This window comes from Bradyrhizobium sp. PUT101, assembly GCF_052043945.1.
Taxonomy (GTDB): Bacteria; Pseudomonadota; Alphaproteobacteria; order Rhizobiales; family Xanthobacteraceae; genus Bradyrhizobium.
Map to the genome: position 1 here is coordinate 1 of NZ_CP197207.1, position 14,595 is coordinate 14,595.

At 58.0% G+C, this 14,595-nt stretch carries 8 protein-coding genes and 1 pseudogene; 6 read left to right on the forward strand and 3 right to left on the reverse strand.

The window, feature by feature from the left end; all coding sequences use genetic code 11:
- Window positions 1-5 precede the first annotated feature (5 nt).
- The 5 genes from ACSHT2_RS00005 to ACSHT2_RS00025 all read left to right on the forward strand — a co-directional run bounded on the left by ACSHT2_RS00005 (window position 6) and on the right by ACSHT2_RS00025 (window position 11,771).
- Window positions 6-749 carry a PD-(D/E)XK motif protein gene (locus ACSHT2_RS00005; RefSeq protein ID WP_440639755.1) on the forward strand — a complete coding sequence of 248 codons (744 nt, stop codon included), beginning with the start codon at window positions 6-8 and terminating at the stop codon, window positions 747-749.
- 15 nt (window positions 750-764) lie between these two features.
- Window positions 765-3,650, forward strand: coding sequence for a Z1 domain-containing protein (locus tag ACSHT2_RS00010; protein ID WP_440639757.1), 2,886 nt, complete (start codon window positions 765-767; stop codon window positions 3,648-3,650).
- 91 nt (window positions 3,651-3,741) lie between these two features.
- Window positions 3,742-7,155 (forward strand): TM0106 family RecB-like putative nuclease, encoded by a 3,414-nt coding sequence (locus tag ACSHT2_RS00015; RefSeq protein ID WP_440639759.1) that lies wholly within the window; start codon window positions 3,742-3,744, stop codon window positions 7,153-7,155.
- A 351-nt stretch (window positions 7,156-7,506) separates the two neighbouring features.
- Complete coding sequence (locus tag ACSHT2_RS00020) at window positions 7,507-11,184, forward strand: DEAD/DEAH box helicase (RefSeq protein WP_440639760.1); 3,678 nt, start codon at window positions 7,507-7,509, stop codon at window positions 11,182-11,184.
- A 104-nt stretch (window positions 11,185-11,288) separates the two neighbouring features.
- The gene (locus ACSHT2_RS00025; RefSeq protein WP_440639761.1) at window positions 11,289-11,771 is read left to right on the forward strand and encodes a hypothetical protein; all 483 of its coding nucleotides are present in this window, start codon (window positions 11,289-11,291) and stop codon (window positions 11,769-11,771) included.
- Window positions 11,772-11,849: 78 nt separating this feature from the next.
- Here the strand turns inward: ACSHT2_RS00025 and ACSHT2_RS00030 are convergent, their stop codons facing one another.
- The 3 genes and pseudogenes from ACSHT2_RS00030 to ACSHT2_RS00040 form a co-directional block, all read right to left on the reverse strand.
- Window positions 11,850-12,575 carry an SOS response-associated peptidase gene (locus ACSHT2_RS00030; RefSeq protein WP_440639762.1) on the reverse strand — a complete coding sequence of 242 codons (726 nt, stop codon included), beginning with the start codon at window positions 12,573-12,575 and terminating at the stop codon, window positions 11,850-11,852.
- A 3-nt stretch (window positions 12,576-12,578) separates the two neighbouring features.
- Window positions 12,579-13,028: a hypothetical protein gene (locus tag ACSHT2_RS00035; protein WP_440639763.1), complete on the reverse strand. Its 450-nt coding sequence runs from the start codon at window positions 13,026-13,028 to the stop codon at window positions 12,579-12,581.
- A gap of 45 nt (window positions 13,029-13,073) precedes the next feature.
- Window positions 13,074-13,469, reverse strand: a pseudogene (locus tag ACSHT2_RS00040) (hypothetical protein).
- Between the two features lie 145 nt (window positions 13,470-13,614).
- Between ACSHT2_RS00040 and ku the strand changes: the two are divergent.
- Window positions 13,615-14,547, forward strand: coding sequence for a non-homologous end joining protein Ku (gene ku, locus ACSHT2_RS00045; RefSeq protein ID WP_440639764.1), 933 nt, complete (start codon window positions 13,615-13,617; stop codon window positions 14,545-14,547).
- Window positions 14,548-14,595: the final 48 nt, after the last annotated feature.

The following is a 14,595-nucleotide window of genomic DNA, read 5'->3' on the forward strand; positions in this document are numbered from 1 at the left end:
TTGAGGTGGCGACGTCTACCACCTCTCTATACCGGCAGTTCTATCACTTTTCAGTCGCTGTGGCCGAGCGGATCATTGTTGAGAAACGTCCTCCCCTGGAGGCTGTTACGCTGGAGCTGAGGTGCTTTACTGATCTGCTGGAGACAAGGCCTCTGCTCGCGCTTGAGAGACAGATTGGTTTGATCGGGGAGCTCCTGTTTCTTGAGCGCCTGATCCAGAAGATCGGAACGCGCGCCGTCGATGGCTGGATTGGCTGGATGTCGGAGCCTCATGACTTTCGCCTCGCCAAGCTCGAGTTCGAAGTCAAGACCACCATTTCAGCGCAGCGGATCCACACCATCAATGGCATTGAGCAACTGGTTCCGTCGAAGGACTGCACGCTCTGTCTAGTCTCGACAGTCCTCGGGCCACCTGGCGCGGGGGGCGGATTTTCATTAGCCCGGAAGGTAGAACAGTTGACGGGTCTCCTGGCCGGTGATGTGGCCCGCCTGGAGCAGTTCAACGCAGCCTTGAAGGGGTGCGAATTTCGCTCCGAAGACAGCGTCCACTATTCTCGTTTGTTTGCGATCAGACGTCCATCTGCGATTATTCATGTCGATGCGGCGTTTCCTGCGATCACTCGCCCAGGAATTCAGGCCGTGCTGGGACCACCTGCTTCCCGAATTGAGGGGTTGCGCTACGACGTAAATGTCGAAGGTCTCGAGCACGAGGACGGCACCCCCGTGTTCGAGTCGGCGCTTCCATCGTGACAGGGTAGATATTCGATGAATGATTTCATTACACGGATCGAGACCGCGTTGGGAGCCATGAGTCTCAGGCCTCGTGCCCTGCGGGCGTACCTCGAAAAGCCTGGTCCGGATTTTGAGAGTGCCGCCGCGGCGGATCTTGAAAAAATGCTGGACCTGCTCCTTTCCAGCAACCCGAACGAGCCGGCGCGCGTTCGGTTCTCGAATCTTCTGCGCTCATGGGATAACGCGAAGAGCGCTGACTGGACACAGACGCCCCGAAACAGCGCGGCGCGGCGGAAGGCGATTCACGAACTTCTCAGGTCTACCGCCGAGGACGAAAGCCGCATCGACGCGTTGCTGCCGTTCTACAGCCTCGAAGAGCCTCTGATCGTCTCTGAAAAGCACCAGGACTGGTATGAGCCGAAGCCAGGCATCAGGGACTATTACTGGAGCAAATATGTTCAGTATCTGAGAGAAAAGCGTCACTGGAATGACGTCTCGATCCTGACCATCGACAACAGCACGCGCGCGATCGTCGAATGTCTTGGCAACCCGGAATCGTCGAAAGCATACGCGTCGCGCGGGCTGGTGATGGGTTATGTCCAGAGCGGAAAGACCGCAAATTTTGCCGGTGTTGTGGCGCGCGCGGCGGACGCCGGATACCGACTGATCATCGTTCTCGCCGGTACATGGAACATCCTGCGGAATCAGACGCAGCGGCGCCTGGACAAGGAGCTCCTTGGCAAGGAGCTACTCAAGAATGATGAGACCTACATAAAGCAGCCGCCCTCTGACTGGGATGAATTTCTTGAACATGATGGCGATCCTGTGGAGCGCGGCCACTATGCCTGGCAGCGACTGACGCGTCCTGACATTGATCTGAAAAGACTGAAACAAGCGATCGACAATCTTGAATTCGAAAGGATAAACAAGGCCGCGCCGCTGTACGATCCGTCAAATCTCCATACTCTGCCTGTCAAGCTCCTCGTGATCAAAAAGCATGCGGGTATCCTTTCCGGCCTGATCAAGGACCTTGCGCTGCTGAGCACATCGCTCGCGGAGCTGCCGGTCCTCATCATAGATGACGAGTCGGACCAGGCCGGTCTGAATACGGTTGATCCGCGCGCAACTGGAAAGAAGCGGGCACCTACCAATCAGGGTATCGTTGAGCTTCTCAAGCTTTTCCCGCGCGGACAGTACGTGGGCTATACGGCGACGCCGTACGCCAACGCGCTTGTCGATCCTGACGATCCCGAGGATCTTTATCCGAAGGATTTCATTGTCTCGCTGGATCGTCCGCCGGGATATATGGGTGTTTCGGATTTCTTTGATCCTTTAACTGCGTATGAAGATCTGGATCCGGGTGATTATGGGCAGCCTGAAATCGCATACGTCCGACGGATCGAGTCTGCTCCTGATCAGGACGATGATGATCTCCAGAAGGCGTTGCGCAGCTATGTACTGGCTGGAGGAGTCAAGCTGTTTCGGCGCGCAGTAAAGCCGCAGCAATACAAGAGCGAGTACTTCCGCCATCACACCATGCTCGTGCATACGTCCACGAGCAAGGGAGCGCACGTGACGACGGCAGATCGCGTCAACGAGCTTTGGCTGAAATGTGCCTTTAACAGCCCCAAGGGACTCCGCGAGCTTGAGAAGTTGTGGGAGACGGACCACCGGAAGGTAAGCCAGGCGATCGGAAATGGAGAGGCGCTTCCTGCTTCCTTCGACGAGCTTCGGCCACATCTCGCGCAGGCAATCGGACAGATTGAAGAGGGTAATCGCATATTCCGTGTCGTTAACAGCGATACCGAGGACGCTCCGGACTTTGGCGCGGGACCTGTCTGGAAAATACTGATCGGTGGAAACAAGCTCTCGCGGGGCTATACGGTGGAGGGGCTCACGGTCAGCTATTATCGCCGCGTTTCCAACACAGCCGATACGTTGATGCAGATGGGGCGCTGGTTCGGCTTCCGGCCAGGTCATCAGGACCTTGTCCGGGTTTTCCTCGGTGTCAAGGAAGGCAAGAAGGGTGACAAAGATCTCGTTGCTCTCTTCAAGGACGTTTGCCAGATGGAGGAGCGTTTTCGCGAGGAGATCAAACGATACATCAGGGTTGAGGGAGCTGCACGCATCACCCCGAAAGACATTCCGCCGCTGATTGCGATTTCCGGGAGTCTTCCGCCGACGGCGCGCAACAAGATGTTCAACGCAAGGATCAAGAACAAGAATTTCGGCGGCCGTCGGTCGATGCTGACGATGACCCCGGAAACGCCGACAAGACGGAAGGCGAATATCGATGTGGTTACCGCTCTGCTTGGGAGTGCAGAGGCGCTCGGACAGATGGCCCTCGGTGGATCACTTTCCGATGGTAAGCAGTTTGAAACAGATGTCTTCGTTTTCAGATCGTCGAACGAGTCGCTGATCCAGCTTTTGAATTCTTACCGATGGGTGGAGACCGAATACAAAGAGGACGGAGACAGACCTGCGGATGTCAATCTTCAAATAGAGTTTCTGACGAAGCAGAAGCATGAGATATCGAACTGGCTGATTGTTGCTCCGCAACGGAGCAAGTCATTCGGAAAAGCTGTCTCGATTGATGGTGTGGCGCAGCTTGCAGTAAAGCATCGTGGCCGAGGAAAGAGTGACCATTTTCAGGTTTTCGGCGAACCTCGACACCGCGACATCGCGGACTTTCTTGCCGGAATCAAGAGCAAGAATGCCATGACGCCGAACTCAGCAACCAAGGCTCTCCAGTCGGCGCACACCGGGGTTTTGCTCCTTTATCCGGTCCGGGAAAATGAGACTGACTTGGTGTCGATGGGCTATGAGCTTTTCTTCTCTCCAAATTCATTGCCGTACGACACGGGATTTACGGTGCGGCGCCACAGCGATGAGATTGTCGTTGAAGAGGGCGTCTCATGAGAGGCAGGCCGGAGTTGACCTGCAGCGGCACCGGCGTGGCCAAGCGCGGGCAGGTGTTCGATTGCCTTCGCGTATTTAGGGGGCCTGGATCATGCAAAAAGCCGGCACCGCTTTAGTGCTCAGTGCCCACGATCTCGTGGGCAACCTCTATTGCGCGCATTTGACAAGCGTCGATCTTAAGGTCGCACAGGGTTTGCTGCCTAAACCTGCGCGCTGGGATCCGCTCCTGGATATATTGCGCGAGCGCGGCAGGAAACACGAACAGGCCTTCCTCTGTCACCTGAGGGCGAACGGGTTTGAGCCGTTCGTGATTGAGGGCATCGACGTTACGGATGATGCCGTGACCCAAACGCGCGAAGCGATGCAGGCCGGGCATGCAATCATCGTCCAGGCAGCTTTGCGTGACGCAGGCTGGGTGGGACGCGCCGACATTCTGCGGCGAGTGGAAGCACGGAGTGATCTTGGGGAGTGGTCCTACGAGATTATCGATACCAAGCTCGCCCGCGAAACCAAGGGCGGGACCGTCTTGCAGCTATGCCTCTACGCGCAGCTTCTCGCTGCGATGCAGGGCGTAGAGCCGGAGTTCGTCTACGTCGTTGCGCCGTGGTCTGACTTTCATCCGCAGCAATTCCGTGTTGCCGATTATATGGCGTTTTTTCGCAAGGCGCAGCGCGCCGCCCAGACGGCGGTGAATGGCGCCACCGACATTGCCGACACCGTCTATCCCGATCCGAAGACCCATTGTGACGTATGTCGGTGGGAGCCGCAATGCGACGCGCGCAGGCGCGCAGATGACCATCTCTGTCTGGTGGCCAATGTGTCCACGTTGCAGATGAACGAGCTGCGCACCAATGGTATCGCGACAGCAAAGACGCTCTCTACAATGCCCGTTCCTCTGCCATGGACGCCGAAGCGGGGGTCAGTTACCAGCTACATCAAGGCACGGGAGCAGGCGCGTGTTCAGGTCGAAGCGCGTGAAACGGGCACTTTGTGCTACGAACTGCTCGATATGATCCCTGGAACGGGCCTCTACCTTTTGCCTCCACCGTCTCCGGGCGACGTCTTCTTTGATATCGAGGGAGACCCGTTCATCGGCGAAGGCGGTTTCGAATACTTGTTCGGCTATTGCTATCGCGACGCGGTGGGCCGCGACCATTACGAAGCGCAGTGGGCATTCGACCGCGCGTCCGAGAAGGCAATCTTTCAAACGTTTATTGACTTCGTCATTGCAAGGCGAGCCGAGTTTCCGCAGATGCACGTCTATCACTACGCGCCCTACGAACCTGGCGCGTTGAAGCGCCTTATGGGGCGCTATGCCACGCGGCAGACCGAGGTGGATAATCTCCTGCGCGGCAAAGTTATGGTGGATCTCTATGCTGTCGTCCGCAATGCAATCAGGGCAAGTGTCGAGAGCTACTCGATCAAGAAGCTGGAACCCTTTTACGCGTTTACGCGCGTGATGCCGCTCCAGGATGCAAACGCGGCGCTGGCGGCTATTCAGGCGGGTCTGGAACTGGACGACGGCAAATCGATCGATGAGACGGCACGCCAAGCTGTGGCAGCGTATAATCGGGACGACTGCGATTCTACGTCGGCCTTGCAGAACTGGTTGGAGCGTTTGCGCGCGCAGGCGATTGCAGATGGTGCCGCGATTGAGCGGCCTGCACCTGGCAGCGATGGTCCCAGCGACGATATTGCCGAGTATGAAGCGCGTATTAACGGGCTGATTGAGCGGCTAACGCACGATGTTCCGATCGACCCTGTCGAACGAACGCCGGAGCAGCATGGTCGATTCATTTTGGCGCATTCGCTCGACTGGCACCGGAGGGAAGAGAAAGCAAACTGGTGGGAGTATTTCCGCTTGGCGGCGCTGACGACCGAAGATCTGCTTGACGAAAAGGCGGGCCTTGGCAGTCTGGAATTCGTGAGGACGGTCGAACGAAGCAAACAGGGCATTCCCACAGATCGTTACAGATTTGCCACGCAAGACACAGATATTCGCGAGGAAGCCGACCTGCATGTCCTGGGAGGTGAGAAGTTCGGGTCAGTTATCGCCATTTCACAGGATGATCGCACGATCGATATCAAGAAGTCCAAAAAGACGACGGATATCCATCCGGATGCCGTTTTCGAGCACACGCACATCCCCACGAAAGAGCAACAAGGATCGCTTCTGCGCCTCGGCACCTACGTGGCTGATCACGGCATCGAGGGTGTGGGTGAATACCAGGCTGCACGTGACCTGCTGCTTCGATTGCCGCCACGGCTTGGTTCTGCGCAGCTGCATATCGAACACGAAAGCACTCTTGAGGGCGCGCTTCGGATCACTCCTGCGCTTTCAGGCGGTCTGCTGCCAATCCAGGGGCCACCCGGCACCGGGAAGTCCTTCACCGCGGCGCACATGATTTGTCGTCTGCTCAAAGACGGCAAGCGCGTCGGTGTCACCGCTAACAGCCACAAGGTCATCCGCAATCTGGTCGATAAGACGATCGAAGTGGCACTGGCAGCGGGGCAGGCCGTCATGGCCGGGCATCGATGCCCTGACAAAGGCTCTGAGACCGATCTCGTACGTGCTTATCTTGATAATCCTAAGGCCATTGAAGCGATCAGCTCCAGCGAAGTCGCTATCCTGGGCGGTACGTCATTCTTCTGGGCGCGAGAGGATGTGGTGAACAGTGTGGACGTTCTGTTCGTCGATGAAGCGGCGCAAATGTCGCTAGCCAACGTCCTGGCCGTTTCGCAGGCCGCTCCCCAGGTCATTCTGCTGGGCGACCCCCAGCAGCTGGACCAGCCTATGCAGGGATCGCATCCCGACGGCACCGGCGTATCGGCGCTTCATCATATCCTCGCCGGTCGCCAGACGATTGTTCCCGATCAAGGTCTCTTTCTTGAAGCGACCTGGCGGATGCATCCGGCGATTACTGCCTTCAATTCAGAGCTGTTCTACGACAGCAAGCTGCACGCGGTGCTCAAATGCGCGCAGCAGAACTTAACCTCCACTGGGGTATTCCTCGGAACTGGGCTGCGGTACGTGCCGGTTTCCCACACCGGCAACCAGTCCAGTTCGATTGAGGAGGCAGAAGCGGTTGCGCGGATCGTGACCTCTTTGCTGTCTTCACGAACGCAGTGGACAGACAGGGACGGCAAAACGAAAGAGCTGGAGCTTTCCGACATTATCATCATCGCGCCGTACAACGCGCAGGTCTTTGAAGTGCAGCAGCGCATTCCCGGTGCGCACGTCGGCACCGTCGACAAATTCCAGGGGCAAGAGGCCGCTATTGCGATTTATTCTCTAGCTACATCATCGTACGCCGACGCGCCCCGAGGAATGGAATTTCTCTACAGCGCCAATCGTCTGAATGTTGCGATTTCCCGCGCCAAATGTCTCGCGATCATGGTCGCGTCTCCGGCTATCTTTGAGGCCGAATGCAAAACACCGCGCCAGATGCAACTGGCGAATGCGTTCTGTCGCTACCTTGAACTGGCGCAGACGATCACGCTGTAGTCGGGATAACCGGATGTGCGGCTCCGGTATTTCCATACAATCGAAATAACTGCCGACATACGGAAAGGCATTAAGCGCCGGTTTTGAAATATTACGCATTCGCCCTTGTGCGACCTGTGCAGTCCGTGGGCCTCTGTACGGGGTGCGCGACGCTCATCGTGGTCGAGGCGAGGCCGAGGTTCAGAAACTGAGTGGTCCGCGCGCTACCAAGCGGGCGGCTCGGGCCGCGCCTATCACCGATGGACGCGTCCGTGCGGCGTGCACACCTAAGTCTTTGGGAGATTTGGCGAAAGAAGGGCTTGCGGTGGTCCAAGCCTGGCGTCACTCTGGTTGCAAAAGGGGGCGGGTGCCATGGCGTCGGCGCAGGGGCTACAGACTAGGATTTTGCGGCGTGCGAAGTCGCCAGAAGACTATTCCGTCTATCGGGCTGCACTCGAATGGGGCCTGACCGACCCGATCGTCATTGAAAGCCGAGACGATTTCAAATCGGAATTCCGCTGGAAGGAGCGCCTCGATCCTTTCCATCACCAGGTCCAAAACCTCATTACCTTTTGCCGGCGCCTTCCAGTTACCCTGCTCGCGGATGACGTCGGTCTCGGCAAAACCATATCGGCGGGACTCGTTGCGAGCGAGCTTATCGCCCGAAACCGCGTTGCCAGGATCCTGATTGTCGCTCCCAAATTGCTCGGCCCTCAGTGGAAGGACGAGCTTGGGACGAAGTTCGATATCCCCGCTGAGGTTGTCACCGGAAGCAAGCTTGTTTCCGCTGAACCTGACGACGTAGGGGCCGTCATCACGACCTATCATTCGGCGCGGTCGCATCTGGAAAAGATTCCGGACGACCGCTTCGACATGCTGGTGCTGGACGAAGCCCATAAGCTTCGCAATCTCTATGGTGTCGATCCCACGCCGCAGGTCGCAAAAGTCTTTCATCGAGCTCTTCAGCAGCGCCGCTTTCGCTATGTGTTGATGCTGACGGCTACGCCGATCCAGAACCGGCTCTGGGACCTCTATTCCCTGGTCGATTTGCTCACCGTTGCGCGCGGTCACGAAAACCCCTTCGGTAACGAAGGCATGTTCGCCCGCCGTTTCATCGACGACAAGCGCGATAGTGCGCGCGTCCTGAAACCCGAAGCGCGGGAGGAGTTTCGAAGGATTGTCTATGGCTATATGTCGCGCGTACGGCGGGGCGATGCCAATCTGGATTTTCCCGAGCGGAAGATTCAGCTGCACAAGGTCGCACCGTCCGCTGATGAGCTTGCCCTTATCGATGCTATTGCCGAGCCGATCCAGAAGCTAAACCGGCTCGCACAAATAAGCATTCTCCAGGCGCTGACGAGCAGTCCGCATGCACTTATGGCGCAGCTCCAGACCATGGCCCGCAACGAGACGGTGCCGCAGCAACTTGCGGCGACTGTCAAGGCCATCGTCACACCCATGAAGACGAGCGCGAAGCTCGAAGGGCTTCGCCAACTCGTTTCGATGCTCAAGCAGGAAAATCCTACCGGTTGGCGTATGGTCGTGTTTACCGGACGGCGCGAAACTCAGACCACGATTCAAGCCTTTCTAGAGGAGCTCGGCCTGAAGGTCGGCATCATTAACGGATCGTCCGGTCAACGAAATCAGGAGACCATCGCTCGTTTCCGGGCCGATCCTCCCGAAATTCGTGCCATCGTCTCAACCGAGGCTGGCTCAGAAGGCGTCAATCTTCAGATTGCCAATGTGCTGATCAATTTTGATCTGCCCTGGAATCCAATGATCGTCGAGCAGCGCATCGGTCGTGTCCAACGCCTCGGCTCTCAGCATAGGAATGTGATCATCTATAACGTCATGCTCGCGGGCACGTTTGAGGAATATATCGTCGGCCGACTGATGACGAAGCTGCAGATGGCAACAGATGCCATTGGTGATATCGAATCCCTGCTTGAGGCCTCTGGCGTCGGCGACGGTGAAGAGGGCGCTGGGTTCGACGAAAAAATACGCGAGCTTGTAGTTGCGGCGCTCGCCGGGCGCGATATGAAGGCTGCTGCCGAAAGGATTGCCCGCAGCATCGAAGCTGCCAAGAAGACCCTCGAAGAAGAAAAAGAAAACATCGAGCACACGTTGGGCTCTCCGGATGGCTACGGTTATGTCGGCCCCCAAACTCCAACGCTCGAAAAGATCAAACCGTCCATGGAGATCGAGCCGTTCGTCCGGGCGGCCTTCAAGAGCCTCGGCGGAACCATCAGTGATGTCGCCCCCGGTGTCCTGCGCATCGCGAGCAAAGGTGGTCCCGAACTTGTGCGCCTCAAAGAGGATGCTGGTTCAGATTACGCAAGAGTGCCGCTCTATAGGCCAGGCAGTCCCGCCTTCCTTCGCCTCATCGATCGTGTCACGGCTTCCGGTCTTCACGCTGTTGAGGATATCGATCATGAACCGAGGCAGCGGATAGACGAGCTTGTCGACGAATGGATATCCGACTTTAAGGGAACAAAGCTTGAGGTGATAATACAAAGCGCGCAGCGTCGGTTCGAAGGTAACGCCGTTGCCCGAGTACGGGCGACGACGGCTCATGACAGTTACGAGCGCATCGTGACGATCACTTGCAATCCAGTTGAACACACTCAACCGGCCGCTGCGCTGGAAACGATGCCAGATCTACTTCAGCAACCCGCGGCCACCGGTCTCAACTCAAGGCTTATCTTGGATGAAGCTTGCCGCGATCCGAACATCGTTGAATTTAATCGCTTCTATCTCGAGCGGCGCGACGGCGAACTGAGGTCGGCTGGCAAAGATGCTCGCAAGCGAAAGAAGCTGGAAGATGAATTCACGCCTCAGGTTGATACTGCACTTGTCGCCCTGGATGGCCGGGTGAGCCGGTGGGTAAATCTTAAGGTAAGGTACCAGCTTGATGGGGCTTCATATGAGAGTGACCTTGCCATCACGCCTTCCGACGGTCGGATCGAGACTGCGCCCGCGCTGGAGCCGTGCGCGCTGACGCGTTTGAAGGTGCCTGCCGACTGTCTCGCTGCCTGTGAACTGTCGGGCGTGCGCGCGCTAAAGCACCGGTTGGCTCGCTCGGAGGTGAGTGGACGTTATGGCTTGCCTGAGCACCTCCTTCGCTGTTCGCTTTCTGGGAAATCTATCCTTGTCGACGAAGGAGGCATGTCCGATATCACGAATGCAGTCGTCGACCGGACGTTGTTAAAAACCTGCGTCATCACTGGCAAGAAGGGTGAGCCGGCCCATTTTGGGCAATGTGCTTTTACAAAGACTGATGTGCTCTCGGAGCAACTTGGCAAAAGCGAGGTTTCAGACAAACCATATCGGCTTGATCAAGAGGCGTCCTCAGTCGTCTCCGGCAAGCGTGGACACGCCCGGGAATTCGTCCGCTGCAAGGAAACCAAACGCACCTTGTTACCGAGTGAGGCGGAGCGATGCGCCATAACTGGAAAAATCGTCGCACCAGATGTTCTTCAGCCCTGCGCGGTGACAGGCAAGCGTGTGCTTCCCAGCGAGCTTTTGACATCGTCAGTCAGCGGCAAACATGTCTTGGCTGAGAAGTTGGTGGCAAGCAGCCTGTCCAATGCCGTTTTCCTGGAAGAGGAGGGCATACGATCGGCTTACGGGAAGTTCTGCGCACCGATTGAGGCGAAGCGCTGTCAATGGAGCGGCGCCGCCACCCACCCGGATGATCTCAAGACATGCGCTCTGTTGGGGCTCTCCGTTCATTTTCAGTATCTGTCAGACGAGTCACGCCGTCTGCAGTCTGTTGAGGAGCTTCTTGCCGGCAGGCGCCGCGCCGGGGATGTGCGAGATCGTTGGGATGCCATCCTTCCTTCGGTGTCGTCAGCTGTGAACACGAAGAGGTGCCAAATCGAGTCCGGGCAACTCTCGCCTGATGGGCAAAAACTCGCTCTGGCCGTCGAGGTTAAATCCTTACTCGGGCTTAGAACCCAACATGCGGCGATGCTGTACTCGTTTAAAGACAACGCGATCCTTGGCAATATTGCGATCGTGAAGCGAGACGGGCGTGGCGGTTTCCGCTAACGCAGCTTCGGGCAGAGGTAGTCTTGTCATTTGAGTTTACAGCCGCTTGTTGGGGGCTGCTCGGAATTGTTACCGTGACGTTAGTTTCACTTGAGGATCTCGGAATGACGGATTACGCGAAAATGCTAGCTTTGATTGCTGTCTGCGACGATGCCGGGAAGTTGCGCAGCTGGATCGCGAATGCCCAAAAAGGAAACGATAAAGGAATCGAGGAAGCGGCGTTTCGCCGATTGATCGATATTCTCCCGAAGGAGGTGGCAGGCACCGTAGAACATGATTTCTGGCGCACCATCCACGCTTTCGAACACATGCTCAGCGATGAGCGCGGCAAAACCACCCGACTGGGGCGCACACGGCAGAAGGTCGCGCGGGTCGGCGTGATCGAGACGCTCCGTGACTGGGCCTTGACTAGCAAGAGCACCGACGGCTTCGAGATGCTGATCGAGCGAAACATGCCGGAGCTCACCGGCGAGGCGATCGTCTTGCGGCACGGAGAGCGGTTCGATGCCGCCGTCATGGCGGCAGCAACCAAGCGCCTTGAAGACGCTGGTGTCGACGTTTCGCGTTTGCCAAGGCGAGTTGATTAGCCTCTGCTTGCCGCGACGAGTAGAGGACCGGCCCTATGTGAGGCGACGTCGGGATAGCGTCATGGTCGGTCTCGTCTGTCACGCCACCGGCTCGGTCGGATCTTCTTTGACGCCGCGGGCAACGATTCTGAGCGATCCGTCCGGAAGCGCGCGCTGGAGCTTCAGTGCTTCGTCCGCAGGGGCGGTCATCCAGGTCTCGATGTCGTCGGACCTGGTCAGGATCACAGGCATCGCCTTCGGATGTATGGCGCCGACCTCGGTGTTTGGCTCCGTCGTGAGGAACGCGAAGAGGTCGTTGGTAGTCTCGCCTTCCTTGACCTTCCGGACGGACGTCCAGTTGGTCCAGATGCCGGCGAAGCAGGCGAGGGGCCGGGTCTCGTCGAGCGCGAACCAGATATCACCGCCCTCGGCTTTATTGAACTCGCTGAAGGAATTGAATGGCACCAGGCAGCGATTTTCGGTCCCGAGCCATCGTGTCCAGTGCTTGCTCTTCACGTTGCGGATGTTAGTCGTGCCGCCGTCGGGCTCCATCCGCAGCAATTCCTTGAAATCCACTGCCTTGCCCTTGGCCTGCAGCTTCTCGGCTCGTTTCTTCGTGGCGTCCATCAGCGCCTTTGATGACGATGGCATCCCCCATCGTGCCGCAGCGAGCTCGCGGCCCTCGGCTCCGTTGCGCACGATGGGTGCTTTGTAATCGGGAAACACGCCGGGCATCGGCGCCAGATTTCCAACGTATCGGTTCACGACGCGGAACAGCGCGCTGATCGCGGCTTGGTTTGTCGTGATCGAATAGAGATTGCACATCGGTCAGGATTCGGTTCGAGGGTGGCGCGGCTGCCACGTCAATTGTAGCAGAGTCGCGGATGGACGCCGGCCCACCCTGGCGCATTTGCGGCAGCGCAGGCGGCTGGCGAGATCGTGCACGAAGGTGGTTGGCGGGTGCTTCATAGCCGCGAGGTCGACGTCGCTCGGCGTCTTGCAGCGCGTGCACCTGATCTCAAGCCATGGGAAGCCTCCACTCACTGCCTGGTCGATGGTGGGCGAGGGATCGATAGGCTTGCCGTCGCTCCACATTCGCTCGTTCCAGCTTTCGCAAAGCAGCCTGTCAGCTTGCTGGATCATGGCCTCGCCCTTGGTCCGCATCTCCGTCGATTGAGCGGCCAGCATATTGGCCATCGCACGTGCCTTGCCGAGCTCCTTTGCCAGAGCCTTGCGATCGCCGCCCGACAGGGGCGTGGGGTGATACTTCGGGGCCATCCGGATATCCAGGCGCTAAGAGATCGGATCGGCAATCGGGAAAAGTTACGGCGTCTCGAACGCCGGCCAGCACCCGTCTTCTTCATGCCTGCCGGTGCGCTGCTGGCAGGTGTTGTCGAGCAACCGCTGCGCCACGTCCTTCCAAAGCGCGTTCTCGCCATACAATCGGACAGCATCGGCCTTCTGAATTTCCACGATCCGCTCGCAGCGGCGGCAAGACACGCGCAGCACGTGGCGTTGAATCTCGGAAAGACGCCGCTGCCGCTTCTGGGCTCCGCTCTCGTCGGCGCGAGGGTCTTTCAGGACCGATTCCTAATATTCCGCCGGCAGTAGCGCATCCGGAGCCGCCGTGGAGGGGCCCGGTCTACGGGCAGCTTCAGCGGCCAGCTTTTCCATCTGCTTCGGGGTCGGCATGCGCCAGCTCGCGGGTCGATCGGTCATTCCGAATTAGAACATAACAAGAACAAATGTCGAGTCCCCTCGGACCCTCATCGTGAAAAAAATCATCCTGTTGCGAGGGGCGCCGTGTCGGAACCAAGCTCGGCCGTTCGTCTTGAATCCGGCGTCAGTAATGGAGTTCCCCGCGATGGCCCCCCGCGCTAACTGGAAAGGCTTCCTGCGTCTTTCCCTCGTCACCTGTCCGGTAGCGCTCTATCCGGCCACGTCGGAATCCGAAAAAGTCTCGTTCAACCAGCTCAACCGAAAGACCGGCCACCGCATCAAGTACGCCAAGGTGGACGCCGATACCGGCGAGGAGGTCGACAATGAGGACATCGTCAAGGGCTACAAGGTCGACACCGACACATTCATCGAGGTGACGAAGGAGGAGCTCGAGAACGTCGCGCTGGAATCGACGCGTACGATCGAGATCGACGAGTTCGTCGACCGCAGCGAGATTGATCCGCGCTACCTGATCCGCCCTTACTACCTGACCCCGGATGGCAAAGTCGGGCACGACGCTTTCGCCGTTATCCGCGAAACCCTCCGCGACATGAACAAGGTCGCGATCGGTCGCGTGGTGCTGACCAATCGCGAACACATCATCGCGCTGGAGCCCATGGACAAGGGATTGATGGGGACCCTGCTGCGCTATCCCTACGAAGTCCGTTCCGCCGACGAGTATTTCGACGATATCCAGGACGTCAAAGTCACCAAGGATATGCTCGACCTGGCCAAGCACATCGTCAATCAGAAGGCAGGCCATTTCGAGCCGGACAAATTCGAAGACCAGTACGAAACCGCCCTTATCGATCTCATCAACCAGAAGCGCGCCGGCAAACCCATCACCGCGAAGGCGCGCCCTCGCGGCGAGAACATCGTCGACCTGATGGACGCGCTGCGCAAGAGCATTGGACGAGATGCGACGGGCCCGACAGAGGTGCCGAAGAACACAGCCAGGAAGCCGCGCAAGGCGGCGGCCGGGCAGAAGGAAATGCTGATGCCGATCGCCGGCAAAAAGGCGGCGAAGGAGGGCGCAGCAAAAAAGCCCGCCGCAAAGCCGCAGCGCAAGTCGGCCTAGCCTGTCGTGAAGCATCCGGTGACGCCGCGCGGTGGCTACTAATTTCCC

What these genes read in the sequence shown, in the direction of transcription:
- ACSHT2_RS00010 (WP_440639757.1), top strand. Translation starts at nt 765, where the DNA reads ATGAATGATTTCATTACACGGATCGAGACCGCGTTGGGAGCCATGAGT.
- ACSHT2_RS00015 (WP_440639759.1), top strand. Translation starts at nt 3,742, where the DNA reads ATGCAAAAAGCCGGCACCGCTTTAGTGCTCAGTGCCCACGATCTCGTG.
- ACSHT2_RS00020 (WP_440639760.1), top strand. Translation starts at nt 7,507, where the DNA reads ATGGCGTCGGCGCAGGGGCTACAGACTAGGATTTTGCGGCGTGCGAAG.
- ACSHT2_RS00025 (WP_440639761.1), top strand. Translation starts at nt 11,289, where the DNA reads ATGACGGATTACGCGAAAATGCTAGCTTTGATTGCTGTCTGCGACGAT.
- ACSHT2_RS00030 (WP_440639762.1), bottom strand. Translation starts at nt 12,575, where the DNA reads ATGTGCAATCTCTATTCGATCACGACAAACCAAGCCGCGATCAGCGCG.
- ACSHT2_RS00035 (WP_440639763.1), bottom strand. Translation starts at nt 13,028, where the DNA reads ATGGCCCCGAAGTATCACCCCACGCCCCTGTCGGGCGGCGATCGCAAG.
- ku (WP_440639764.1), top strand. Translation starts at nt 13,615, where the DNA reads ATGGCCCCCCGCGCTAACTGGAAAGGCTTCCTGCGTCTTTCCCTCGTC.